The organism is Stenotrophomonas tumulicola (assembly GCF_014117215.1).
In the GTDB taxonomy this organism is placed as follows: Bacteria; Pseudomonadota; Gammaproteobacteria; order Xanthomonadales; family Xanthomonadaceae; genus Stenotrophomonas; species Stenotrophomonas tumulicola.
Map to the genome: position 1 here is coordinate 805443 of NZ_JACGXS010000001.1, position 23090 is coordinate 828532.

Sequence of the window (23090 nt, forward strand, 5' to 3'; positions counted from 1 at the left end):
ACCTCAAGCTGCCGCCAGAGGTCGTCCTCTCCCCCTTGCACGCTTGAGGTATATCGATGCACCCCGTCCACCTTCCTGCTTCCGCCGCGGGCCGTCCTGCCGTACGCAATCCGCTGACGCTGGCCGTTGCCGCGGCGGTCATGGCCGTCCTTGCTGCACCGTCGTTCGCCAGTGGCGCGCGACCGACCGCCGAACTGGACCGCATCGTGGTGACCGCCAGTGCGTCGCCGGTCAGCCTGGCCGATGCGCCGGCTTCGATCACCGTGATAGACCGGGAGGAACTGGAGAAGCAGCCGCTGGTCAGCATCAGCGAAGTGCTCTCCCGGGTGCCTGGTGTATCGGGTGGCCAGGGATTGAACGCCGAAGGGCAGAAGATCAAGCTGCGTGGCCTGCCTGCGGAGTACTCGCTGATCCTGGTCGACGGCCGTCGTATCGGCAACTCCTCGCGCGTGGCATTCCGTACCGACCTGCAGCGACAGGACCTGGACTGGCTGACCCCGGACATCATCGAGCGCATCGAAGTGGTCAAGGGACCGATGTCGTCGCTGTACGGTTCCGATGCGATGGGCGGGGTGATCAACATCATCACCAAGCGCATCCCGGACAAGTGGGGCGGATCGGCCACGATGAATTACAAGAGTCCCAGCGATTCGGATGAAGGCACCACCACCCAGATCGGTGCGACCCTCGGTGGGGCGCTTACCGACAGTGTGTCGCTGCGCCTTTCCGCTGGCCGTACCGAGCGCCAGCCGGACAGCAACGTGACCTCCGAGGCCGATTCCACCACCGGGACGCTGAGCGAAACGGTGGAGGGCACGTTGCGCTGGGCGGTCAACGAGCACCACGACATCGAGGTATTCGGTTCGGTGGCCACCCAGACCAACACCAACCCGCGCTACGCGCCGGGTGCCGATGCCGGTGAGTTCTGGCTCGGCGGCGAGGGCGAGGACGACGAGACCGAGAACTATCGCGTCGGCCTTGCCTGGAATGCCGATTTCGGCTGGGGGAATTCCACTGTCAGCGCCTACCGGACCGAGTACGACAAGAGCACCACGACCGAGTCCAACGGCGTGTTCTCGCCAACGGACCAGGTATCGAAGCAGACGGTGCTGGATGCGAAGATGACCGTGCCGTTCACTGCCGGCGTGCCCAATACGCTGACCTTCGGCGGCCAGTTCCAGAAGAACGAGCTGACCAATACCCGTACGCTGGGCATCAATTCCAACGGCGCACCGTCCATCGACGGCGTGGACCATTCCGGCCAGTCCAGCATCAAGGCTGATTCATGGGCGGTATTCGCCGAAGACACGCTGGACCTGACCGAGCGCTGGAACCTGACCCTGGGCGCGCGCCTGGACGATGACGAACGCTACAGCACCGAACTCAGCCCGCGCGTCTACAGCGTGTTCCATTTCAACGACACCTGGTCGCTGCGCGGTGGCGTGGCCACTGCGTTCCGTGCCCCGGACCTGGTGCAGACCGCCGCGGAGTTCAGCAGCGGTTCGCGCGGCAATGGCTGCAACAGCACCTTCGGGGCCTACGATGCAGTGGCCAATCCGAATGGATTCCGTTCCTCGAACAATGCCACCGGCTTCGTCAACTGCTATACCACCGGCAATCCGGACCTGAAGCCGGAAACCTCCACCAGTTACGAGTTGGGCTTCAGCTACAACACCGATCGCGTCGATGCCGGCCTCACCTTCTTCCATACCGACTTCAAGGACAAGATCATCAGCCAGGCGCACAGCCGCATCGCCAGCGATGCCATCGCGCCGGAGTTCCAGTCGCGCTACCCGTATGGCGTCTGGTATGTCACCACGGTCAACGTGCAGGACGCAGTGACACAGGGGCTGGAAGGTTCGTTCAATGCCAGGCTGACCGATGCCCTGGAGTGGAAGAACGCGGCGACCTACATCCGCAAGTCGGAGAACAAGGATACCGGTGCGGCGCTGATCGAGACCCCGAAGCTGTCCTGGTACACCGCGCTGGAGGCCACGGTGCGCGAGGCGCTGGTGCTGGAACTCAATGCGCAGTACGTCGGCACCCAGTACACCACCAGCACCGATACCGCGCCGGGCTCCTACCTGTCGCCGTACTGGCTGATGGGACTGAACGCCAATTACCGTCTCAACGAGAACGTGACCCTGCGTGCGGGCATCAGCAACCTGCTCGACGAAGACGTGGAGGCGGCCGACAGCGGCAGCGATTATTACACCCTGGAAGGGCGCGCCGTGTTCGTCGGGTTGACCGCGCGATTCTGAGTGCCGCCGGGCATGGCCCGGCGCTACCTTTGCTGCGTAGCGCCGAGCCATGCTCGGCGGTGGTTGCCATCGGTACCGCTGCGCTCGCCGGGCATGGCCCGGCGTTACCTTCGCTGCGTAGCGCCGAGCGGTGCTCGGCGGCGGTTGCCATCGGCGGCGTTACATCAGCCCCAGCGTGGCCAGCGCCAGCACCACGTAACGTCCCGCCTTGGCCAGCAGTACCAGCGGCAGGAACATCCGCAGCGGCTCGCGCATCACGCCGGCCGCCAGCGTGATCGGATCGCCGATCACCGGGGCCCACGACAGCAGCAACGACCAGCGCCCGTAGCGGTGGTACCACGCCTGCGCCTGCTGCAGGAGTGCCGGTGACACCGGAAACCACCTGCGGCCCTGGAAACGCAGTGCCTGCCGGCCCAGCCACCAGTTCAGCATCGCCCCCAGCACGTTGCCTGCAGTCGCCACGGCGACCAGCAGCCATGGGTTGCCGCCGCCGACCAGCAGCGCCACCAGGACCGCTTCGGACTGCGCCGGAACAAGCGTGGCCGCAACGAACGCGGCAAGGAAGAGTCCGAGAAGGGAAAGCATCGCGGTGATTCTAGTTGAGTGCTGGGTGCCCTGTCGGGCACTGTCATCAGGACATCCCCGGCGACATCTACCATCAGCGGCCAGGCCGCCACGACAGAGCGGCAAAGCATGGGAGGACCAGGCCGGTGGAAAGTGCGCGTGATGCAGGAAATCGACGTTCCCACGGACTGGCGGCGCTGGCGCTGATGGGGGGCATGTGGGTGGCTGGCGCGCATGCCGGGCAGGTGCAGGAGCCGCCATTGCGGATCAACGACATCCTCGCCATTGGCACGCACAACAGCTACAAACAGCCCATGCCTGCCGCACGGATGGCAGCGCTGCAGCAGCGGAACCCGCAGATGGCACAGGCGCTGGATTATGCACATCGCCCCTTGCTGGAGCAGCTGGACCACGGCGCGCGGCAGATCGAACTGGACGTCAACTTCGATCCGCAGGGCGGGCACTATGCCGCCGGCTCGTCGTCGGCCGAACTGCAGCAGCCAGGTTTCAAGGTGCTGCACATGCCCGGGCTGGACAACGCCAGCAGTTGCATCCAGTTGACCGCTTGCCTGCGCATCCTGCACGCCTGGTCGGAGTCCCATCCGGGACATGCGCCGATCCTGATGCTGTTCAACGCCAAGGACGAACAGAACGCACGGTTGGGCGGCATCGACGCGCTGCGCTTCGACGAGGCGGCATTCGATGCGCTGGATGCGGAGATCCGATCCGTGATGGGTCCTGGAAAGCTGGTCGTGCCCGATGACGTGCAGGGGGCGTACCCGACGCTGCGCGAGGCGGTACTGGCCGGAAACTGGCCAACGCTGGAGCAGGCGCGTGGTCGATTCCTGTTCGCGCTCGATGAGAATGAAGACAAGGTCGCGCTGTATCGCGGCGCGCGTTCCTCCCTGCAGGGCAGGGTGTTCTTCGTCAATACCGATGCCTCCTCACCGGCGGCGGCCTACATGACCCTCAACGACCCGCTGTCACAGCGTGCCGAGATCCGCCGCGCGGTGCAGCAGGGCTTCCTGGTGCGTACGCGTGCGGATGCAGAGACGCTGGAGGCGCGCGACAACGATGTGCGCCGCCGTGATGCGGCGCTGGCCAGCGGGGCGCAGTATGTGTCCACCGACTACCTGTGGCCTGACGCCCGCTTCCCGGGCGGCTACCGTGTAACGCTCCCCGGGAGTGCCGAAGCCACCTGCAATCCGGTACGGCAGCCAGGTGGTTGTCCAGCTGATGCGCTGGAACAGCAGGCGCAGTGAGCGTCGGATCGCTCGCTGGCCCTTGTTCCGACACCCGAAATGTCTGGGATACGTGACATATTGCAATAAATGTCTTATATTCGAGACATGCGCACACTTCAAATTCCACCGCCATCCCACGCCCCCGCCATCACGCTCGGTCCGCTGTTGCGCCGCGCGCGCAGGGAAGCATGCCTGACGCAGGCGGAACTGGCTGTGCGCGCCGGACTGAACCGGCAGAAGCTGGTTGAGCTGGAGCAGGGCAAGCCCGGTGTCGCCATAGCAACGTACGCCGTGGCACTGGCGGCCCTTGGCCTTGAGATGACGGTCCAGCCCAAACGGGTGCGGCTTGTCGACTACCCACAACTGAAGCGGCTGGCGTGGAATCGGCCCGGGGACGATGAAGTATCGGAGCAGGATGCGCTGGCACTGTATGAGCGCAACTGGAACCTGGTGGACCAGGAGTCGATGACAGCCGCCGAACGCGGGCTTCTGCAGCGATTGGTGGACCAGTATGGGGGAGGTGTGTTGCATGTTTGAGCGCCCACATCATCAGCGCATCCAGAAGGTCCTGCAGTGCTTCGACAACGAGCTGCTGACCCGGGCGAACTGTTTCTTTGGCGGTGGCACGGCCATCGTGCTCGCTCTTGGCGAGTATCGTGAATCCGTCGACATCGATTTCCTGTGCTCCGATGTTGCCGGCTACCGGCTGCTTCGGACATCGCTCGCACTACCACGGCTTGGCGCGGTGGTGAATCGACCCGTCGAATATGTGCGGGAAGTGAAGACCGAGCGCGACAAGATATCGACCTTCCTGCGGGTGGACGAGGCGCCGATCAAGATCGAGTTCGTGCTCGAAGGACGCATCAGCATCGGTGGTGCCAACGATCCTGCATTGGGAATACCAGTGCTGGATCGCGTTGATATGTACGCTGAAAAGCTACTGGCCAACACGGACCGCGGCCTGGACCGCTCGACGATGAGCCGCGATCTCATCGACCTCGGGATGATGATCCGGGGGTGGGGGCCGATTCCCGCTGGCGCCTGGGCTAAGGCGCAGCAGGCCTACGGCAGCGCCGTCGCATTGCATTACGGTAAATGCCTGGCACTGGTGGAGAATCGCGAGCATCTGCGAAAGAGCATGCGTGCGATGTCCATGGATACCAATCTGGCCGACGACCTGGTGGACGCATTGAAGCGTGAAGCGCCCGCCCCGATCAGGGCACCATCGCCGCGGAATTGATCAACCCGACCGCGATGGCGACACCGGCGGAAAACCAGCCGGCACTTTCGTTGCCTGCATCGATCTGGTCCGGGCCGCGACGAGTGATGATGGCGCGCGAAACGCCGAATGCCAGCAACTGCATGACGGCGGCGATGGCGCCCCAGATGGCGGCATCGACCAGTGAAACCGAGTTGCTGATCACCGAGTTGATCGGCAGCGCCAGGCCGATGAGTGCGCCGGCCATGCCGATGCCCGCGGCCTTGTTGCCTTGCCGGATCAGGGTGATTTCCTTGTGCGGGGTGATCAGTGCGACCACCGTGATGGCCAGCAGCAGGGTCAGCAGGCCGACACCGGCAAACGCGCAGAAAGAGAGGAATGACGGGCCGGAAATAACGTATTGCATGGCAATCCTTGAAGGGCGGGGCAGGCAGGGAGCAGGCGCGAAGGACATCCGCGGGCCTGGCGCCTGGCCTGCCACGTCGATGCCGTGCTGCAGGCAGCGTAACACCGACGCGCATCTTCCAAGGTTGCACGCATGCAGGCTGGCGCGCCGACCACGCCAGCCTGCCGCGTCGATCCGTTACGCCGCCTTGTAGGGCCCGTAATCAATGTAGCCGGCCGCACCACCGCCGTAGAACGTAGCGCGGTCCGGAGGGGTCAACGGCCAGTCGTTCTGCAGCCGTGCCACCAGGTCCGGATTGCTGATGTAGCTGGCACCGAAGGCGGCCAGGTCGATCACCCCTTCGGCGATCAGCGACTCGGCACCTGCGCGGTCCAGGCCGCCGGCCAGGATCAGCGCGGTGTGCGGCAACTGGCGCTTGATCTGGCGCAGCAGCGCATTGAAACCGGAGTCGCCGGCGGCGTCGACGGTCTTCTGGCCGACCTTGAAACCGGACTGGTCCATCACATGCACGTAGGCCAGCTTGCGGATGCCGATCTCATGCGCAAGCGCGGTGTAGGTTTCGTCGATCTGCGGATGCAGCGGCATGTCGAACAACTGGCCATACGGGGAAATGCGGATGCCGGTGCGCTGCGCGCCGATGCGCGCGACCACCGCATCGATCACCTCCAGGGTGAAGCGCAGGCGGTCCTGCAGCGCGCCTGCGGAATAGGCATCGGTGCGATCGTTGACCAGCGGGTTCATGAACTGCTCGAACAGGTAGCCGTTGGCGCCGTGGATTTCGACGCCATCGAAACCTGCCTCGATGGCATTGGCGGCCGCCTGCGCGAATTCCCCGACGATGCGCGGAATCTCATCGGTGGCCAACTGACGAGGTGCAGGCGGCTCGACCAGGCCGGGCTGTCCCGTCTCGTCATGGCCGAATGCCTGTGCACCGACCGCGCGCCTGGAACTGGCACTCACCGGCAACTGGCCATCGTGCTGGATGGTGGGGTGCGAAACCCGGCCTACATGCCAGAGCTGGGCGAACATGCGTCCTCCCACCGCATGCACCGACTGCGTCGTCAGGCGCCAGCCTTCGATCTGCTCGGCGGTGTAGATGCCGGGGTTGAACAGATAGCCCTGGCCCTCGCGGGAAATGGGCGTGCCTTCGCTGACGATGAGGCCGGCGGTTGCACGCTGCGCGTAATACAGCGCGGTGCGCTCGTCGGCGATGTCGCGTGGTGCGCGCGCGCGGGTAAGCGGGGCCATCACCACGCGGTTGCACAGCGGAATGCCGGACAGGTTGAACGACTCGAAAAGCGGGCTGGACATGGAGGGCTCTGCATGGGGAAGGGGCCGTGCGCCAGGCGCCGTTCCGGCGGGCTGGTGATGCGGATGGCTCGCATGCTAGATAGTTGCCGCATAAGCTACAATCCCGTGTATGGGCAATTTAATATTGCCAAAATGGCAATAAGGCGTCCGCATGCAGCTCAAGGCACTCCGTTACTTCCTGATGGTGGCCAGCACCGGCAGCTTCCTTGCCACCGCACGCCACTTCCAGGTGCCCGCGTCGTCGGTCTCGCGCTTCATCGCCGGCCTGGAAAAAGACCTTGGCCATCAACTGCTGTACCGGAGCACCCGCGCGGTCAGCCTCACCGAGGAGGGCGAGCGTTTCCATGTCCAGGCGCGCGAGGCCATCGAGCTGCTGGACCAGGCAGCCGAACAACTGGGGGGTGGCGAGACCGGCATCAGGGGACTGGTGCGCATCAATGCACCGGAAGCCTTCGGTCGGCTGCACATCGCCGAAGCGGTCAACGCCCTGCAGGACGCGTATCCCGGCCTCACCGTCGAGCTGAGCCTGACCGATCGCTTCATCGATCCGGTACAGGAGGGCGCCGACATCACCATCCGCATCGGGGCGCAGGTCGATTCGGGGCTTGTCGGCCGGATCATCGGTTTCCATCGGCAGCGGCTGGTTGCAAGCCCGGCCTACCTGGCCCGGCACGGCACGCCGCAGGCACCCGATGACCTGCTGCAGCATGACTGCCTGGTCTACAAAGGCCAGCTTGGCGCGCAGAAGTGGTATTTCCGGCGGCCGGGCGAGGCGTCTTCCAGCGTGGTGAACGTAAGCGGCCCACTGCGCAGCAACAACGCCGAGGCGCTGCTCGCCGCGGCATTGAAAGGGCGCGGCGTGGTGCTGTTTCCCACATGGTTGATCGATCCTGGCAGCTTCCAGCGTGGCGAGCTGTGCCCGCTGCTGGAGGACTGGGAAGCCTCGGCGATGGCGGAACAGCCGCATATCCAGTTGCTGTCGCCGCAGACTCGCCTGCGTTCGCGCAAGATCCGCGAGGTCATGGCTTTCCTGCAGGCGTATATCGGTTCGCCACCTTACTGGGACAGGGACGCGTAGCTGACCGCTTCCCGCAGTTGCCTCAGCCGCGGTAACGCAGCGCGTCGCGCAACAGGGTGAACGCCGGCGACGCCTGCCGGCGGCTGGGGTAGTAAAGGTGGTAGCCGGGGAAGGGCTCGCACCAGTCCGACAGCACGCGCACCAGCCTCCCTTCGGCAACGTGGGTTTCCACCAGGTCCTCGGGCATGTAGGCCAGCCCGAGGCCCTTGAGCGCGGCATCCAGGCGCAGTGCGATGTTGTTGAATACCAGCTGGCCCTCCACGCGCACCTTCACTTCCTTGCCTTTCTTCTCGAACTCCCATGCGAACAGGCCGCCATAGGTGGGCAGGCGGATGGTGATGCAGTTGTGCGCGGTCAGGTCATAGGGCGTCTTCGGCGCCGGGTGGCGGGAGAAATAGTCGGGCGACGCCACCACCGCCATGCGCATGTCCGGCCCCACGCGGATGGCGATCATGTCCTTGGCGACCTGCTCGCCCAAGCGAACGCCGGCATCGAAATTCCCGGCCACGATATCGGTCAGGCCATAGTCCACCAGCACCTCGATGTGCAGGTCCGGATGGTGGGGAATGAGCTTTTCCAGCACCGGGCGCAGTACCGTGATCGCGGCGTGCTCACCGGCCGTGATGCGCAGCTTTCCTGCCGGCTTGTCGCGGAATTCGCTGAGCAGGGCCAGTTCGGTGTTGATTTCCTCCAGTCGCGGCGCGACGACCTTCAACAGCCGTTCCCCGGCTTCGGTCGGCGACACGCTGCGCGTGGTGCGTGCCAGCAGCCGGACGCCCAGCCGTTCTTCCAGTTGCCGCATCGAACGGCTCAACGCGGGCTGGGATACTCCCAGTTTCGCCGCAGCACGGGTGAAGCTGCGCTCGCGGGCGACGACCATGAAGAGCGACAACTGGTCGTAACTTTCGTTGGACATTCATGCGTCCGGGTTATCAGATGGTTTCGATTATGCCACCGGGTGCCAGTAGTGGATGCGCGGCAAGCACGGCCTGCTGGCTGCGATGGTGCGGGGCGGCCCCGCGTTCCTCGTAAGCCCGTACGTGGGCCGGCAACTCTGCGTGCAGGTAATCAACGAACAAGGCGATGCGGCGCGAGTAGATGGACTTGACCAGGTGTGTTTCGGCGAATAGACGAGGCTCGCCGGCGGTTTCCGGCAGCACTTCGACCAGGCGGCCCGTGTCCAGCAGTGCGGCCACCTCCCAGCGCGAGCGTTGCATCACCCCGACCCCGGCCAGGGCCCATTGGATCATCGTGTCCGGATCGTTGGCACGCGCCACCACGTGCAGGCCCACGCGCTGCCGGTGTTCGCCCGCACCCAGCATCCAGGCCGGCGGTTCGGTTGCGCCGCCGCTGCCGCCATGGTCGATGCAGCGGTGCAGGGCAAGTTCTGCCACCGAACGCGGCGTACCGTGTTGCTGCAGGTATCCGGGGCTGGCGACCAGGATGCGCGGGCTGCTGAACAGCGGCCTTGAAATGAAGCTGGGATGTGGCGCGATGCCGCCACGGACGGCGATGTCGATCGCGTTGCCGATCAGGTCCACCGCTGCGCGGGACATCTGCAGGTCGATCCGTACGTCCGGATGCAGGGCCATGAAGCGGGCAGCGAGCGGGCCGACGACATGACGACCCAGCGGCACTGGGCAGGCAACCCGCAGCGACCCGCTGTGGCCATCGCGGTCGGCATGTGCTTCCAGTTCCGCGCGCTCGATCAACTGCAGGATCTCCTCGCAGCGTGCCAGGTAGGCCTCGCCCGCAGGCGTGAGCGACTGCCGGCGCGTGCTGCGCACCAGCAGCTTCACCGCCAGCCGGGTTTCCAGCTGCCGCAGGCGTTCGCTGATCATCGAGGTGGCCACGCCAAGCCCGCGCGCGGCTGCGGTCAAACTGCCTGCGCGGGCGGTGGCGACGAACGCGCGCATCTCTGCCAGGTCATTCATGCTGCACTGCAAGCCTGATTCGGAAAATCAGAATTGAGTTTTCACCATATCCCGGTTAATTGCACGCCCATTCACGGACATAGTGGTGCCGATACCGGGGTCCCGCAGCCGCCTGGAAGGGCCGCCAGCGGTGCCGCACGGTTTCAAACGCCAGCCAGATCCAACCGGAGCCAGCGATGTCGACCCATAACAACGAAGGGAGTGCTTCGCCCTCCCGGCGGCGCTTCTTCCAGGCGCTGACACTGGTCCCGGTAGTGGCAGCGCTGCCCGCCTGCCAGCCCTCGGCGCAGGAAAAGAATGCCGCAGCGGGCGCGGGCAAGGACAACACGGCCTACGTGCCCGATTTTTTCAACGAAGCCGAATGGGCGTTCGTGCTGGCCGCCTGCGACCGGCTGATTCCTGCCGATGACATCGGCCCCGGCGCGGTGGAGTCCGGCGTCCCGGAATTCCTCGACCGGCACATGCAGACGCCGTATGCCAGCGGCGATATCTGGTACATGCAGGGCCCGTTCCTGGAGGCCCCATCCGAATTCGGTTACCAGGGCCGGCTGGCGCTGCGTGACATCCTCAAGGTAGGCATCGCGTCGATGGATGCGCATTGCCGCAAGGCCTTCGACGGCAAGACCTTCGCCGCACTTGACGTGGAGCAGCAGGAAACGCTGTTGAGCCAGGCCGAGGGTGGCAAGCTGGGGTTGCAGGACATCGCCGACAAAGTGTTCTTCAGCAACTTCCTCAACGAGGTCAAGAACGGTTACTTCGCCGACCCGAAACATGGCGGCAACAAAGACATGGGTGCGTGGAAGATGATCGGCTATCCCGGCATGCGGGCGGATTACATCGATTGGATCAGCGTGCGCGACAAGCCCTATCCGCTGGGTCCGGTGGACCTGGCCGGAAGGAGGGGCTGAACATGGCAACAAGCAAGCCGAAAGTGGATGTGCTGATTGTCGGCATGGGCTGGACCGGGGCGATCATGGCCAAGGAGCTGACCGATGCCGGGTTGCACGTGGTGGCGCTGGAGCGCGGCGGTGATCGTGATACCCAACCTGATTTCGCCTACCCGAAGGTCGTGGACGAGCTGGAAGGTTCGGTGCACCGCCGCTTCCTGCAGAGCCTGGCGCAGGACACCCTGACCATCCGCCACAAGGCCGGTGACACCGCCGTGCCGTATCGGCAGATGGGCTCGTTCAAGCCGGGCACGGGCGTGGGCGGCGCCGGCAGCCATTGGTCAGGCTGTCACTTCCGCGCGTTGCCGGAAGACTTCCGCCTGCGCAGCAACATGGAGCAACGCTACGGGCGCGGATTCATTCCCGACGACATGACCATCCAGGACTTTCCTGTCAGCTATGAAGACCTGGAGCCGCACTTCGACCACTTCGAATACGTGTGCGGCACCTCGGGCAAGGCCGGCATCATCAATGGCGTGCTGCAGCCTGGCGGGAATCCTTTCGAAGGCTCGCGCAGCCGTGAGTTCGCGCTGCCGCCGAACCCGGATTACCTGGGCGCGGAGATGTTCTACAAGGCTGCCGAAGGCATGGGGTGGCATCCATACCCGATTCCCGCGTCCAACACCTCGCGTGCCTATACCAATCCCTATGGTTGCCAGATGGGGCCCTGCAATGCGTGCGGCTTCTGCAGCGATTACGGCTGCCTGAACTACTCCAAGGCCAGCCCGAACGCCTGCATCCTGCCGGTGCTGCGCCAGCGCGACAATTTCGAACTGCGCACCCATGCACAGGTGCTGCGGGTGAACCTGGACAGCACCGGAAAGAAAGCCACCGGGGTGACCTACCTGGATGCCAGTGGCCGCGAGATCGAGCAGCCAGCCGACCTGGTGCTGCTGTGCGCGTTCTCGTACATCAACGTGCACCTGATGCTGGTTTCCGGCATCGGCACGCCGTACGACCCGGAAACCGGCAAGGGTACGGTCGGCAAGAACTATTCGTACCAGAACCTCAACCGGGTAGTGCTGTTCTTCGACAAGAGCGTGCAGGCCAATGGCTTCATCGGCATTGGCGGCGCCGGCGCGACCATGGACGACCTCAACGGCAACCAGCTGGACAACGGCAAGGCCGGATTCGTCGGCGGTGGGCTGGTGTGGGCACGGCAGCCGGGGTCCGGACCGGTGCGCGGCATCAACGTGCCGCCGGGAACACCGTCGTGGGGCAGCGCGTGGAAGCAGGCGGCGGCGGACTCGTTCCGCCATTCGTTCTATTACGAAGTGCAGGGCGCCTGCATGTCCTACCGCCAGCATTACCTCAGCCTGGACCCGACCTATCGTGATGCATTCGGCCGCCCGCTGCTGCGCATGACCTTCGACTGGCACGACAACGAGGTCAAGGCCTCGCAGTACCTGGTCGGCAAGGCGCTGGAGATGAGCCGGATCCTCAATCCCATCGCGGTCTCCGGCGACGCCAAGAAGGATGGCAGCCACTACGACATCACCAAGTACCAGAGCACGCACACCTGCGGTGGCGCGATCATGGGCCACACGCCGGCCGATTCGGCATTGAACCGTTACCTGCAGTCGTGGGACGTGCCGAACGTGTTTGCGATCGGTGCCAATGCCTTCCCGCAGAACAACGGCTACAACCCGACCGGCATGGTGGGCGCGTTGGCGTACTGGTCGGCCAAGGCGATCCGCGAACAGTACCTGGCCAATCCCGGCCCGCTGGTGCAGGCATGAGGGCGTGGGCATGAGGAAGATCCTGTTGCTCCTGCTGCTGGCGGCGGTGCTGGTGCTGCTGGTCCTGTTCGTCTACGCCAAGCTGCCGACCGCAACCCGGGCAATCACCGCGAGCGGTTCGGCGGAACGTGCCGAACTGATCGAACGTGGCCGCTACGTGGCCACCGCCAGTGATTGCGTGGCCTGCCATACCGCGCCCGGTGGCGAAGAATTTGCCGGTGGCCTGCCGATTGCCTCGCCGATCGGCACCATCTACAGCACCAACATCACCCCGGACCGGAAGACCGGTATCGGCAGCTACAGCCTGGACGACTTCGACCGTGCCGTACGCCATGGCATCACCCCGGAAGGCGGCACGCTGTACCCGGCCATGCCGTACCCTTCGTACGTGCGGCTGACCGATGCCGACGTCGAAGCGATGTACACCTATTTCATGCAGGGCGTGACGCCACGCGAAAGCGCCAACCGCGATGTCGGCATCCGTTGGCCACTGTCGATGCGCTGGCCATTGGCGATCTGGCGCAAGCAGTTCGGGCCCGATCCGGATGCCGCCGGGCAGATGCAGGGTGGCCATGCCGATGAGGAGATCGCGCGTGGCGCCTACCTGGTGCAGGGTCCGGGACACTGCGGAAGCTGCCATACCCCGCGCGCGATCACGTTGCAGGAAAAGGCCATGGACGAGTCCGGCGCCGACTATCTTGCAGGCGGGCAGGTCATCGACGGTTGGCTGGCGGTGAACCTGCGCGGCAACAAGGCCGATGGCCTGGGCAACTGGAGCAGGCAGGACATCATCGACGTGCTGAAGACCGGACGCAGCGAGCGCCACGCGGTGGTGGGCACGCCGATGGCCGACGTGGTCCAGCACAGCACCCAGCACCTGACCGACGCGGACCTCGGCGCAATCGCGGCCTACCTGAAAAGCCTGCCGCCATCGGCTGGCGATCCCTCTTCGTTCGCGGCCAATCCGCAGACGGCGAGCGAGCTGCGTGCAGGCATCAACAGCACGCGCGGTGCCGAGCTGTACGTGGACAACTGTGCCGCCTGCCATCGCAGCGATGCGGAAGGCTATGCGCGCGTGTTTCCGAGCCTGGCTGGCAATTCCACCGTGCTGGCAGCCGATCCGACCACGCTGATCCACCTGGTGCTGGAGGGCAGCGAGATGCCCAGCACGGTGCATGCGCCGTCGAACCTGGGCATGCCGGGTTTCGCCGATCGCCTGACTGACGAAGACGTGGCCGAGCTGGGCACCTTCCTGCGTGGCAGCTTCGGCAACAAGGCCCCTGCGGTCACCGCAAGGCAGGTGGCCGGCGTGCGTGGCGACATCAGGAAAATGCGCAGCGAGCACAAGGAAGCGGCACACGATCCGACCGAGGTTGAATAACCGGACGCCCGCAGCATCACGTTGGCGCGAAGGGGCGGATGCCGGTCACTGGCCGGCACGCCGGATTCATGGCCGCCTCTGCCGCTGGGTCCGCCGTGGCGGCCACAGCCGGTACAGCCCCAGCGCGACGAACCAGCAGATCGCCGCCGTCCACAGGTCGTGCGACATGAAATGCGCGCCACGCAGCTGCTGCGACAGGCCAAACACCAGGCCCAGCCCTGCACCCATGCCCAGCGCGGCATGGCGCAACCGTGGCCGGACGTCCAACGCAAGGAAGTACAGCGCCAGCCAACCGTAACCGGCACTGGCGTGGCCTGCGGGAAAGCAGCCACTGGCAACAACTCCGACAGGCCTGGCATCCAGCAGTCCGTGGAAGGCGCGCGATCCTCCGAAGTCCACCAGGTCCCATGGGCAGTCCATGCCGGTTACCTTCTTCAGCAACGACACCACCACGGCCGAAAGCGTGACCGAGGCGAACAGGCGCAGCAGCGGCCGTCGCCATCCTGACAGCGTGCCGATCCACTCCGACGCAATGGCCAGTGCAAGCACCAGCAGGCCGGCGACAATCGAAAGGTCGTGGCCGAGCCTGTGCACCAGGTATTCCGTGACCCAATGATCCTTCAGCGTCCACGCCCCTCCCTGCAGGGCATAGAGCCTGGCTGCGATGGCCTGGTCCAGGCCGTTGCCCATCAGCAGCCAGGAGCCCAGCAGCAGCGCCAGCAGCGGATACAACACGTGGATCCTGGCATCGGGCAGGCCCATGCACGGGCGCCCGGACGCAACGGGCCGTGCCGCGCGGGCTGCATCAACCATCGTCATTCTCCGTCCAGCTGATCTGTTCCTTGCAACCGGACAACAGCGCCGATGCGGGCACCAGCACCCAGGCGTTGCGGTTGGCCTGTCCCATGGGAATGGCCTGCGTGCGGTCCACGCAGTTGCCAAGTGCCTTGTCGGTGACCAGGATCCAGCGTCGTGATGGCGCTGCCGCCACCCATGCCCGCGCCCGGTGCCACTGGACGTCCCACGGTTGCTTGAAGCCGAAGTCAATCGGCGGTCGCAGCGCCTGCAGATAGTTCTGCTCACGCCAATCGACCAGGCCGAGCTCGCCGCCAGGTCCGATGGCCTGGTCGACGCGCTGCATCAGTTGCCGGGCGGACGCCGACGGGTCCAGTGCCGGCATGATGCCCAGGCCGTAGATGGCCCAGATGCAGCCCATGGTCAGTACCGCGAGCGTTCCCGGGCGGCGCAGCCGCAGCCAGGCGACCAGGCCCATCAGCACGACGCCAAGCACCATCACCCAGCAGGCAAGCGCGTGGATGGACGCCGCATCCAGGTCGCGGCCGGCCAGCCTGGGTGCCATCCACGGCGCCTGCAGCAACATCGCCGCAGCCAGCACCAGCGCGGCAACCCCGATCACGACCGGGAAGGCGAACAGCACGATGCGGGCGAAGCGTTGCCGCAGCAGCCCGGGCAGCAAGGGCGCGGCGGCAAGGCAGACGATCGGCAGCGCCGGCAGGATGTAGACCTCGCGCTTGCCGGGACTGGCACTGAAGAACAGCAGCGTCAGCAGCACCCAGCCGATCAGCAGCACGTAGCGTGCATCGCCCCTGGATACCCTGCGCCACCACGCCGGCACCAGCCGCGGCAGCAACAGGCAGCCCGGCAGCCACAGGGTGAGGATGACCTGCGCGTAGTACCACGCGGGCTTTATGTGGTGCCACGCGCCCACGTAGCGGGTGGCGGTCTGCCGGAACAGGATCTCGCGTACATAGGCATCCAGCTCCGGTGCATGCGGACGCCAGTACGCCACGCCCAGCGGCAGCAGCCACACGGCCAGGCCGGCGACGAATCCTGCCGGAAGCAGCAGCCACTGCGCCTTGCTGCCGGGCACCGGCGCCAGCTTGCCGTAGCCACGCAACAGGCCCCATGGCAACAGCACCAGCAGCGGCAGGAACCCGACGCCCTTGGTGATGGTTCCCAGCGCTGCGATTGCCGCCGCACCGAACAGGGCCAGCCGGTCAGGGCCGCGCAGCAGGTGCCTGAGCAGTCCCCACATCGCCGCGGTGGTCATTGCCACCAGCACCATGTCGATCTGCGCCCGCTTGGCCATCAGGCCGAACTGCAGCGTGGCGAACAGTGCCAGCGCCGCATGCCGGCCCATCCTGCGGTTCCATAGCAGGCAGCCCATCCTGTAGGTCATCCACAGCGTCAGCAGGGCGGCGAGGAGCGAGGGCAGCAGGAAGGCGAGGTTCCAGTCGTTCACCACGCCATGGGCCACGGCCTGCAGCCACATGAAAACCGGTGGTTTCTCGGCGTAGATCTCGATGCCGCGATGCGGCAGCAACCATTGGCCGGTCTCGACCATGGTCCGTGCGGCCAGCACGAAGCGCGGCTCGTCGGGTGGCGAGGGGGAGCGCAGGCCGATGCCGGCAGCCAGGCTGAGCACGATCAGCAGTACCAGCGCCACGGTGGGCAGGTGGCGCGGACCAACGCGCCGTGCGGCCGCACTGGGCGGCAGGGTGGGGATAGCCATCCGGGCGCCGTCCGTCAGGATGCAAGGATCAGCAGCCACGTGGCTGCCGTCGCGAACAGCGCGACGAACACCGCAGCCGAACCCATGTCCTTCGCACGGCCGGCGAGTTCGTGGTGCTCGGCGCCATAGCGTTCGATGACTGCCTCGATCGCCGAGTTGAGCAGTTCCAGCGACAGCACCATCAGTACCGGAAGCATCAACACCGCGCGTTGCAGTCCAGAGTCCCCCAGGTAGAGGGCGGCGGGCAGCATCGCGGCGGCCATCACCACTTCGAGGCGGAAGGACGATTCATGCAGCCAGGCTGCGCGCAGCCCCTGCAGGGACCAGCCAAGGGCTTTGAGGGTGCGGGCGGGGCCGCGCGGCAGGTGTCCAGGAGTTCCGGGCATGGGATCGCAGAAAAGAGGGAGGGGCATCGCCATGTGGCGACGTGTCCCGGATTCTGCGGATGCCAGCGTCAGAGTTTGGTCGGAGAAATGACGACCGGCGTTAACTTTTCGCGAGGCTGGAGGACAGGTCGACGATGGCCCTGGTGCCTCGGCCATCGTCCTTGGCCTCGAACCTCAGGTTCCAGCCCAGGTGCCCGCACAGGCGCGCGATGAGCTCCAGGCCGATTCCTTGTCCATCGCGCAGCTCGCCACGGACCATCCGCGCGTAGAGCGCGCTGATCTCCTGGGGAGTCATGCCGTGGCCGGGATCGTCGATGACCACCTCGGCACGCTGGCTGATGCTGACCTGGATATCGCCCTTGTCGCTGTTCTCGATGGCATTGCGGATCAGGTTTCCGATCACCACCGACACCACCGCGGTCGGTGCCAGGATGATCGGCTTGCCCGCGGGCGCCACCGTGATGGTGAGGCTCTTGTCGCCACTCAGGAAGCGATGATCGGCCGCCAGCGTTTCGACCAGCTCGTCCAGTGCGATCAGTTCGCTGGTCTTCTCCAGCCGGTCCGGGCTCTTGGCCAGCACCAGCAGGATGGATATCAGTTCCTCGACCTGCGCGGTGATCTGCTTGATCCGGCCGAGCTGTTGCTGGGTGGTCTTTGCCGAGGTGCCGGGCTGGGACGCAAGGTCGGCCGCCCCGTCGATGATGGCGATCGGCGTGCGCAGTTCGTGGCTGACGCTGTTGATGAACTGCCGTTCGCGTTCGACGAACTGTTCGTTGCGGCGGATGTAGTCATTCAACGATTCGGTGATGACGGCCTGTTCGGAACTGGCCAGCGGATCAATGTCGATCACCTGTCCTGGCTGTTCGGGGGTGAGCCTGCGGATGCGATTGGAAAGATCGGTCAATGGCTTCAGCACCCGGCCCAGCCCCCAGGCAACCAGCAGGCCGAGCAGGACGATGGCCAGCACGTTCGATCCCAGCATCCACAACCCCAGGTTGTCCTCGTGGTGCTGCAGCTCGGTGATCTCCAATGCCAGCACCAGCTTCCTGCCGCGGACCTCCCTGACCAGGATCACCTTGTCCTGGTCGCCCACGCGTACCCCGTCGTGGACGCCGGGGGGATAGGGCGCGTAGACGGCGGGAATCGGCGACTGCTCGTCATCGCCGAACAGCTGGACGGTGTTGGTGTCGGTCCAGCGATAGTTCGGATCCTCGTCGCTGCGCTGGATGAAATGATCCAGCTCGGACTGCAGCAACGAGGTCCAGGTCAGGTCCTCGGCCTGCGAGTTGACGATCTGGCCGTGCAGGAAAACCGCGACCGAAAGCAGGGCGGCATACAGCAGCAGCCAACGGGTGACGCGGGTGCGCAGGCTGGTGCGCCCCTTTTCCGGCGTGCGCGGGGTGGTCTTTGGGGTCATGGTCTACTCGGGCGCATCTGCCGGGGTGGCGGCGGGATGTGTCCATGCTAACCGACGTGCCGTGGCCGCCGGCAACGTCCCGCTCAGGCCTGGTTGACCGGCGGCACGCATGCGGCGAACAGGTCCATGCCCGGATCGTGCGCGGTGGTCTGTACCTGCATCAGGCCCAGGATGGAGGAGAACAGCGCGTCATGGTCGGTCCTCTGCATCGCGCGTTGGCGAAGGCAGTCGATATCCAGCCCGCGGTCGACAGCGAAGCGGCTGGAGAACCACATGACCATGGGAACACGCGTCTGTTCGGCCGGGGCAATGGCATACGGAACGCCATGCAGGTAAAGGCCCTTCTCGCCGAGCGATTCGCCATGGTCGGACACATAGACCAGGCCGGTGTCGTAGTCTTCCATCGCCTGCAGTTCGTGGATTGCGTGGGCCAGGAAATGATCGGTGTACAGCACGGCATTGTCGTAGGCGTTGACGATTTCCTCGCGTGGGCAGTTGCCCAGGTCGGGGTTCTGGCAGGGTGGGGTGAACTTGCGGAAGCCGTCGGGATAGCGCTGGAAGTAGCTGGGTCCGTGGTTGCCCAGCTGGTGCAGGACCACCACGCGGTCCCCTGGCTGGCTGCGGGCGCGCTCGCCCAGCTGCCTGAGCAGGATCTCGTCCATGCAGCGCCCGTTCGCGCACAGGTCGGCGTCGGTGGCGTCGGACAGTGATTCGAACGTGGTTCCATCGCACACGCCCTTGCAGCCGGACTGGTTGTCGCGCCACAACGTGGTGATGCCGACCTTGTCCAGCACGTTGAGCAGCGACTGCTGGCGGTGGATCTGCTTCTCGTCGTAGTTGCGCCGTCCCAGTGGAGAGAACATGCAGGGCAGGGAAACTTCCGTGCTGGTGCCGCAGGAATGCATGTCGGGGAAGTTGATGACACCGATCTGGGCAAGCTCCGGCGTGGTCTGCCGTGCATACCCGTTGAGGCCCCAGTTCTGCGCCCGTACGGTCTCGCCAACCACCAGCACCAGCAGCCTCGGGCGGCTGCCGGCCGGACGCGCGACGGCCACTGCATCGGTGGCGATCGGCGTCTTCGGCGCCCGGTTGATCGGCGGGTTGGAGGTCAGGTTCTGCTTCAGGCCGATCAGGTAGTTCATCGGCGAGGCAAGGTACTTGATCTCCCGATGGTTGCGTACCATCGCGGCGACCTCGGCCGACGACAGCAGGGTGGAGCCCAGTGCAAGGGCCACCAGGCCGACCATGAAAAGTGGACGCACCCACGCCGTGCGGGTGATGGAACGCGCTGTGATGCGGACCCGCCAGAGCAGGGCAACCGGCAGCAGGGCATACAGCAGCAGCGGTCCGACAAGCGAGGTGGTAAGCAGTTCGCGGGATTCCTTGGCATCGGTGTGCAGGATGTTGCGCACCATGTCCGCATCCATGAAGACACCGTAGGTGGTCATGTAATGCACGGCCATCGCCGTGGTGACCAGCAACACCGACAGCACGGGCTTGGCCGTCCAGCGCCACACCAGCAGCGACAATAGCAGCCCGTTCACGGCAACCAGCAGGCCGGACAGCGACGCGATGAACAGCAGGTTGCCCGGATGCAGTGCAGTGGCCGCTTTCCAGAACGGCCCGTTGCTGAGCACCGCGAAGAACACCGCAGCGGCCAGGATCAGCTGTTCCTGGCTGAGCGCCGGGCGCCATGCGAGCACCGCCCGGAGCAGGGTCCGGGCGCGGGGAACGTCATCTGCGGAGGTGTTCGCCGCAGGTTGCAGGGATTCGGAAATTGCCACGTCGCTTGCCATCTGATGGATGTTGGGCGGCGAGTCTGTTGCGCGTGGCGTCGGATTTTGGTCGGAGCAGGGCTATCCTTTCGTTAACGGGACACGGCATGTGCCGGGTTGGAATGCTAGGCTCGCCTCGATAGCGCTGCGCCAGCGCCGTGTTTTCCTTGATACCCCGGAGGTTTCAGATGCGCATTCTGGTCGTCGAGGACAATCGCCAGCTGGTGTCCACGGTATTCCAGTACTTCGAAGAACGCGGCCATGAGCTGGATGTCGCGCCGGATGGTGTTACCGGCCTGCACCTGGCCACGAGCAACAGTTACGATGCAGTCATCCTGGACTGGATGCTGCCCAGGATGGACGGGCCGGACGTGCTCAAGCGCCTGCGCGAGGACCACGGCAGTGCCGTGCCGGTGTTGATGCTGACCGCGCGCGACGAACTGCCTGACAAGATCACCGGCTTCCGTTCAGGCGCCGACGACTATCTGACCAAGCCTTTCGAATTGCCCGAACTGGAAGTGCGGCTGGAAGCGTTGTTCCTGAGGGCGCAGGGAAGGACCGCGCAGAAGAGGCTGGTGGTCGGTGACCTGTCGCTGGACCTGCGTTCGCTGGAGGCCACGCGCCAGGGGCAGTCACTGCATCTGTACCCGGCCTGCCGGAAGCTGCTGGAAGTGCTGATGCGTGCCAGCCCCGCGGCGGTGCCGCGGCAGCAACTGGAATATGCGCTGTGGGGCGATGACCCGCCGGACGCGAACCTGCTGCGCTCGCATATCTACGAACTGCGCCGCAGCGTCGATGGTCCTTTCAGCACCAAGTTGATCCAGACGCTGCCACGCGTCGGCTACCGGCTTGCCGCCGCTGCCACCCAGGCGAGGCAGGCGGCGGAGTGACGCCCGCTTGACCGTGTGCGACACATGTCGCACACTTGCGACACACGTCAAATGGATGCGTCGATGAACCCTCCGACCACGCCCTCCAATGCGGAGCTGGAACTGTTGAAGTGCCTGTGGCGGCATGAGAGCTGCAGCGCACGGGAGCTGCACGATGCGGTTGGCCCCAAGCTGGAGTGGTCCTATTCGTCCACGCGGAAGACGCTCGAACGCATGGTCGACAAGGGACTGGTCGGTGAAGGCGTGGAGCGCGGGCTCAACATCTACCGTGCCAGGGTGGGAAAGGTGGCCACGTTGGCTGCGCTCAGCGCTGATTTCGCCCGCCGCGTGCTGGAGATCGACGGACCGCTGCCTGCACAGGCCTTCGCGGATAGTCGCCTGTTGAGTGAGGGCGAGCTGGAACAGCTGGAATCGCTGCTGCGCGATGACGCTGCCAAGGATCGGCGGGCATGAGCGCCCTGTCGGTTACGTTCTGGATGACCCACCTGCTGGCCAGCCTGGTCGTGGCCGGGCTGGCGCTTGTCCTCGGCACGCGCCTGCACGCGGCCTTGGGCCTGTCCCAGGCCGCGCGCGGGTATTGGGGAGGCGTGTGGTTGCTCGGCACCTTGCCGCCGCTGGTTGCCGCCGTCATGGCGGCCTGCCTGGCAGACGCCGCGGTGGCACTGCCGATGCTGCCGACACTGCCCTTGCCGGTCGCGTTGGACGTCGCGCTGTCGACACAGCAGGCCGGTACTGGCGGGGGTTCGTTGATGGAACTGCTGCCCGCGCCGGGGGCGATGCTCGCCACGGCGTATGTGATCGGGCTGGGCATCGCGTTGCTGCGCGAACTGCGCGGCAGCATCGCGCTTGCGTTGCTGGTGGGGCGTGCCGTACCGGTTGATGCGGGCGCCTGGCCCGGTCCGGCGTCGATGCACGAGGTCGCCCGGTTGGCCGATGCCGGAATCGCGGTGCGTTCAAGCCAACACCCGTTCAGTCCCTTCGCCGTTGCCTGGCCGCGACAGGCCATCATCGTGCCCGTGGACGCATTGTCTGGACTGGGCGATGCCGAGCTGGCGCTGATACTGCGGCATGAATCAGCACACCTTGCCGCGCGCGATCCACAGCGTGCCGCGTGGATGCGCTGCGTCGGTGCGGTGCTGTGGTTCAATCCGTTCGTGCGCCGCATTGCCGCCCGGGTGCAGATGGCAGCGGAGCTGCGCTGCGATGCCAGTGCGCTCGCTGGTGACGCGCATGCCGGTCGCACCTTCGCGGCCGCCTACCTGCACACGCTGCGACGGTACGCTTGCCTGCCTGCGTCGGCTACAGCATTGAACCACCGCGACCTGGACGGCCACGCGTTGCGGATCCGGCACATGCTGCATGGAGACCCCGGCAGGGGCACTCCGCGCGTCCTGCGCGCCGGCTTTGCCTGCACCGGCATCATCGCGGTGGGCGTGCTGTCGTTGGCCGAGGTTGCCCTGGCCACGTCGGTGATGGCAGCAACCCGCATGCAGGCCGCGCCTGACATGCCCCCCAGCGCGGTTGCCGCCGCCCGGGTTCCGGCATCGAATGCGTCGGCATTCCGTTTGCAGCCCCCACTGGCTTCCGCGCGGATCAGCGGAAGCTTCGGCGAGGGGGGCAGCATCCGCGAGCGTCCCCACCGGGGCACCGACTTTGCAGCCCGGGTGGGAACGCAGGTGCTGGCCCCGGCAGCGGGCGTGGTAACGGCGGCGACGAAGGCGTATCCCGGCGGGCCGAACTACGGCACCGTCGTGGTGCTGGACCATGGCGATGGCTGGCAATCACTGTATGCGCACCTGGATGGCATGGATGTACAGGTCGGCCAACGCGTTGCTGCCGGCGAGCAGATCGCCCGTGTTGGCCGCAGTGGACGGGTAACCGGACCGCATCTTCACCTTGAGGTGCTGCACCACGGCCAGCGGGTCGACCCGGAGCACCTGCTGCGCTAGCGGGATGCGACGCCGCCTGGCGCGCCCCTTCTTTCTTGTTCCATCCGCTTTCCCGG

21 protein-coding genes are annotated in these 23090 nt (G+C 65.6%); 11 read left to right on the plus strand and 10 right to left on the minus strand.

Going from position 1 to position 23090, the window contains the following annotated elements:
• Positions 1-56: 56 nt before the first annotated feature.
• Positions 57-2261, plus strand: coding sequence for a TonB-dependent receptor domain-containing protein (locus H4O11_RS03695; protein WP_182338055.1), 2205 nt, complete (start codon positions 57-59; stop codon positions 2259-2261).
• Between the two features lie 159 nt (positions 2262-2420).
• Here the strand turns inward: H4O11_RS03695 and H4O11_RS03700 are convergent, their stop codons facing one another.
• The gene (locus tag H4O11_RS03700) at positions 2421-2846 is read right to left on the minus strand and encodes a YqaA family protein (protein ID WP_182338056.1); all 426 of its coding nucleotides are present in this window, start codon (positions 2844-2846) and stop codon (positions 2421-2423) included.
• Between the two features lie 125 nt (positions 2847-2971).
• Between H4O11_RS03700 and H4O11_RS03705 the strand changes: the two genes are divergently transcribed.
• From H4O11_RS03705 to H4O11_RS03715, 3 genes are all read left to right on the plus strand, one after another.
• Entirely contained in the window at positions 2972-4087 is a 1116-nt protein-coding gene (locus H4O11_RS03705; protein ID WP_220466560.1) for a phosphatidylinositol-specific phospholipase C1-like protein, read from the plus strand.
• A 69-nt stretch (positions 4088-4156) separates the two neighbouring features.
• Entirely contained in the window at positions 4157-4606 is a 450-nt protein-coding gene (locus H4O11_RS03710; RefSeq protein ID WP_182338057.1) for a helix-turn-helix domain-containing protein, read from the plus strand.
• A complete protein-coding gene (locus H4O11_RS03715) occupies positions 4599-5309 on the plus strand; it encodes a nucleotidyl transferase AbiEii/AbiGii toxin family protein (RefSeq protein WP_182338058.1) in 711 nt (236 codons plus the stop codon). The genes H4O11_RS03710 and H4O11_RS03715 overlap by 8 nt, the downstream gene beginning before the upstream one ends.
• Here the strand turns inward: H4O11_RS03715 and H4O11_RS03720 are convergent.
• A complete protein-coding gene (locus H4O11_RS03720) occupies positions 5284-5694 on the minus strand; it encodes a DUF350 domain-containing protein (RefSeq protein ID WP_182338059.1) in 411 nt (136 codons plus the stop codon). The two genes, H4O11_RS03715 and H4O11_RS03720, sit on opposite strands and share 26 nt — an antisense overlap.
• A gap of 177 nt (positions 5695-5871) precedes the next feature.
• Positions 5872-7005: an alkene reductase gene (locus H4O11_RS03725; protein WP_182338060.1), complete on the minus strand. Its 1134-nt coding sequence runs from the start codon at positions 7003-7005 to the stop codon at positions 5872-5874.
• A 151-nt stretch (positions 7006-7156) separates the two neighbouring features.
• On the opposite strand from H4O11_RS03725, the gene H4O11_RS03730 reads away from it, so the two are divergent.
• Complete coding sequence (locus H4O11_RS03730) at positions 7157-8083, plus strand: LysR family transcriptional regulator (RefSeq protein ID WP_182338061.1); 927 nt, start codon at positions 7157-7159, stop codon at positions 8081-8083.
• A 22-nt stretch (positions 8084-8105) separates the two neighbouring features.
• On the opposite strand, the gene H4O11_RS03735 is transcribed toward H4O11_RS03730, so the two are convergent.
• On the minus strand, positions 8106-8999 hold the full coding sequence (locus H4O11_RS03735) for a LysR family transcriptional regulator (RefSeq protein WP_182338062.1): 894 nt from the start codon (positions 8997-8999) through the stop codon (positions 8106-8108).
• Between the two features lie 16 nt (positions 9000-9015).
• Positions 9016-10017: a LysR family transcriptional regulator gene (locus H4O11_RS03740; RefSeq protein WP_182338063.1), complete on the minus strand. Its 1002-nt coding sequence runs from the start codon at positions 10015-10017 to the stop codon at positions 9016-9018.
• Positions 10018-10193: 176 nt separating this feature from the next.
• Here H4O11_RS03740 and H4O11_RS03745 point away from each other — a divergent pair, with 176 nt between their 5' ends.
• The 3 genes from H4O11_RS03745 to H4O11_RS03755 are packed head-to-tail and all read left to right on the plus strand — an operon-like array spanning position 10194 to position 14084.
• Positions 10194-10925 (plus strand): gluconate 2-dehydrogenase subunit 3 family protein, encoded by a 732-nt coding sequence (locus H4O11_RS03745; RefSeq protein ID WP_182338064.1) that lies wholly within the window; start codon positions 10194-10196, stop codon positions 10923-10925.
• A gap of 2 nt (positions 10926-10927) precedes the next feature.
• On the plus strand, positions 10928-12703 hold the full coding sequence (locus tag H4O11_RS03750; RefSeq protein ID WP_182338065.1) for a GMC family oxidoreductase: 1776 nt from the start codon (positions 10928-10930) through the stop codon (positions 12701-12703).
• A 10-nt stretch (positions 12704-12713) separates the two neighbouring features.
• The gene (locus H4O11_RS03755; protein WP_182338066.1) at positions 12714-14084 is read left to right on the plus strand and encodes a cytochrome c; all 1371 of its coding nucleotides are present in this window, start codon (positions 12714-12716) and stop codon (positions 14082-14084) included.
• Positions 14085-14150: 66 nt separating this feature from the next.
• Here the strand turns inward: H4O11_RS03755 and H4O11_RS03760 are convergent, their stop codons facing one another.
• The 5 genes from H4O11_RS03760 to H4O11_RS03780 all read right to left on the minus strand — a co-directional run bounded on the left by H4O11_RS03760 (position 14151) and on the right by H4O11_RS03780 (position 20198).
• On the minus strand, positions 14151-14897 hold the full coding sequence (locus H4O11_RS03760) for a phosphatase PAP2 family protein (protein ID WP_246333233.1): 747 nt from the start codon (positions 14895-14897) through the stop codon (positions 14151-14153).
• Positions 14890-16617: an ArnT family glycosyltransferase gene (locus tag H4O11_RS03765; protein ID WP_182338068.1), complete on the minus strand. Its 1728-nt coding sequence runs from the start codon at positions 16615-16617 to the stop codon at positions 14890-14892. Before H4O11_RS03765 ends, H4O11_RS03760 begins: the two co-directional genes overlap by 8 nt.
• A 14-nt stretch (positions 16618-16631) precedes the next feature.
• Complete coding sequence (locus H4O11_RS03770) at positions 16632-17003, minus strand: diacylglycerol kinase (protein WP_182338069.1); 372 nt, start codon at positions 17001-17003, stop codon at positions 16632-16634.
• Between the two features lie 100 nt (positions 17004-17103).
• A complete protein-coding gene (locus H4O11_RS03775; protein WP_182338070.1) occupies positions 17104-18420 on the minus strand; it encodes a sensor histidine kinase in 1317 nt (438 codons plus the stop codon).
• 83 nt (positions 18421-18503) lie between these two features.
• Positions 18504-20198, minus strand: a complete 1695-nt coding sequence (locus H4O11_RS03780) for a phosphoethanolamine transferase (RefSeq protein ID WP_343042779.1) — start codon at positions 20196-20198, stop codon at positions 18504-18506.
• Between the two features lie 185 nt (positions 20199-20383).
• On the opposite strand from H4O11_RS03780, the gene H4O11_RS03785 reads away from it, so the two are divergent.
• The 3 genes from H4O11_RS03785 (at position 20384) to H4O11_RS19300 (ending at position 23034) form a co-directional block, all read left to right on the plus strand.
• Positions 20384-21085: a response regulator transcription factor gene (locus H4O11_RS03785; protein ID WP_182338072.1), complete on the plus strand. Its 702-nt coding sequence runs from the start codon at positions 20384-20386 to the stop codon at positions 21083-21085.
• 63 nt (positions 21086-21148) lie between these two features.
• Positions 21149-21538: a BlaI/MecI/CopY family transcriptional regulator gene (locus tag H4O11_RS03790; protein ID WP_182338073.1), complete on the plus strand. Its 390-nt coding sequence runs from the start codon at positions 21149-21151 to the stop codon at positions 21536-21538.
• On the plus strand, positions 21535-23034 hold the full coding sequence (locus H4O11_RS19300; protein ID WP_182338074.1) for a M23/M56 family metallopeptidase: 1500 nt from the start codon (positions 21535-21537) through the stop codon (positions 23032-23034). Before H4O11_RS03790 ends, H4O11_RS19300 begins: the two co-directional genes overlap by 4 nt.
• The last annotated feature ends 56 nt before the right edge of the window (positions 23035-23090 follow it).

What these genes read in the sequence shown, in the direction of transcription:
- H4O11_RS03695 (WP_182338055.1), top strand. Translation starts at nt 57, where the DNA reads ATGCACCCCGTCCACCTTCCTGCTTCCGCCGCGGGCCGTCCTGCCGTA.
- H4O11_RS03700 (WP_182338056.1), bottom strand. Translation starts at nt 2,846, where the DNA reads ATGCTTTCCCTTCTCGGACTCTTCCTTGCCGCGTTCGTTGCGGCCACG.
- H4O11_RS03710 (WP_182338057.1), top strand. Translation starts at nt 4,157, where the DNA reads ATGTCTTATATTCGAGACATGCGCACACTTCAAATTCCACCGCCATCC.
- H4O11_RS03715 (WP_182338058.1), top strand. Translation starts at nt 4,599, where the DNA reads ATGTTTGAGCGCCCACATCATCAGCGCATCCAGAAGGTCCTGCAGTGC.
- H4O11_RS03720 (WP_182338059.1), bottom strand. Translation starts at nt 5,694, where the DNA reads ATGCAATACGTTATTTCCGGCCCGTCATTCCTCTCTTTCTGCGCGTTT.
- H4O11_RS03725 (WP_182338060.1), bottom strand. Translation starts at nt 7,005, where the DNA reads ATGTCCAGCCCGCTTTTCGAGTCGTTCAACCTGTCCGGCATTCCGCTG.
- H4O11_RS03730 (WP_182338061.1), top strand. Translation starts at nt 7,157, where the DNA reads ATGCAGCTCAAGGCACTCCGTTACTTCCTGATGGTGGCCAGCACCGGC.
- H4O11_RS03735 (WP_182338062.1), bottom strand. Translation starts at nt 8,999, where the DNA reads ATGTCCAACGAAAGTTACGACCAGTTGTCGCTCTTCATGGTCGTCGCC.
- H4O11_RS03740 (WP_182338063.1), bottom strand. Translation starts at nt 10,017, where the DNA reads ATGAATGACCTGGCAGAGATGCGCGCGTTCGTCGCCACCGCCCGCGCA.
- H4O11_RS03745 (WP_182338064.1), top strand. Translation starts at nt 10,194, where the DNA reads ATGTCGACCCATAACAACGAAGGGAGTGCTTCGCCCTCCCGGCGGCGC.
- H4O11_RS03750 (WP_182338065.1), top strand. Translation starts at nt 10,928, where the DNA reads ATGGCAACAAGCAAGCCGAAAGTGGATGTGCTGATTGTCGGCATGGGC.
- H4O11_RS03755 (WP_182338066.1), top strand. Translation starts at nt 12,714, where the DNA reads ATGAGGAAGATCCTGTTGCTCCTGCTGCTGGCGGCGGTGCTGGTGCTG.
- H4O11_RS03760 (WP_246333233.1), bottom strand. Translation starts at nt 14,897, where the DNA reads ATGGTTGATGCAGCCCGCGCGGCACGGCCCGTTGCGTCCGGGCGCCCG.
- H4O11_RS03765 (WP_182338068.1), bottom strand. Translation starts at nt 16,617, where the DNA reads ATGGCTATCCCCACCCTGCCGCCCAGTGCGGCCGCACGGCGCGTTGGT.
- H4O11_RS03770 (WP_182338069.1), bottom strand. Translation starts at nt 17,003, where the DNA reads ATGCCCGGAACTCCTGGACACCTGCCGCGCGGCCCCGCCCGCACCCTC.
- H4O11_RS03775 (WP_182338070.1), bottom strand. Translation starts at nt 18,420, where the DNA reads ATGACCCCAAAGACCACCCCGCGCACGCCGGAAAAGGGGCGCACCAGC.
- H4O11_RS03785 (WP_182338072.1), top strand. Translation starts at nt 20,384, where the DNA reads ATGCGCATTCTGGTCGTCGAGGACAATCGCCAGCTGGTGTCCACGGTA.
- H4O11_RS03790 (WP_182338073.1), top strand. Translation starts at nt 21,149, where the DNA reads ATGAACCCTCCGACCACGCCCTCCAATGCGGAGCTGGAACTGTTGAAG.
- H4O11_RS19300 (WP_182338074.1), top strand. Translation starts at nt 21,535, where the DNA reads ATGAGCGCCCTGTCGGTTACGTTCTGGATGACCCACCTGCTGGCCAGC.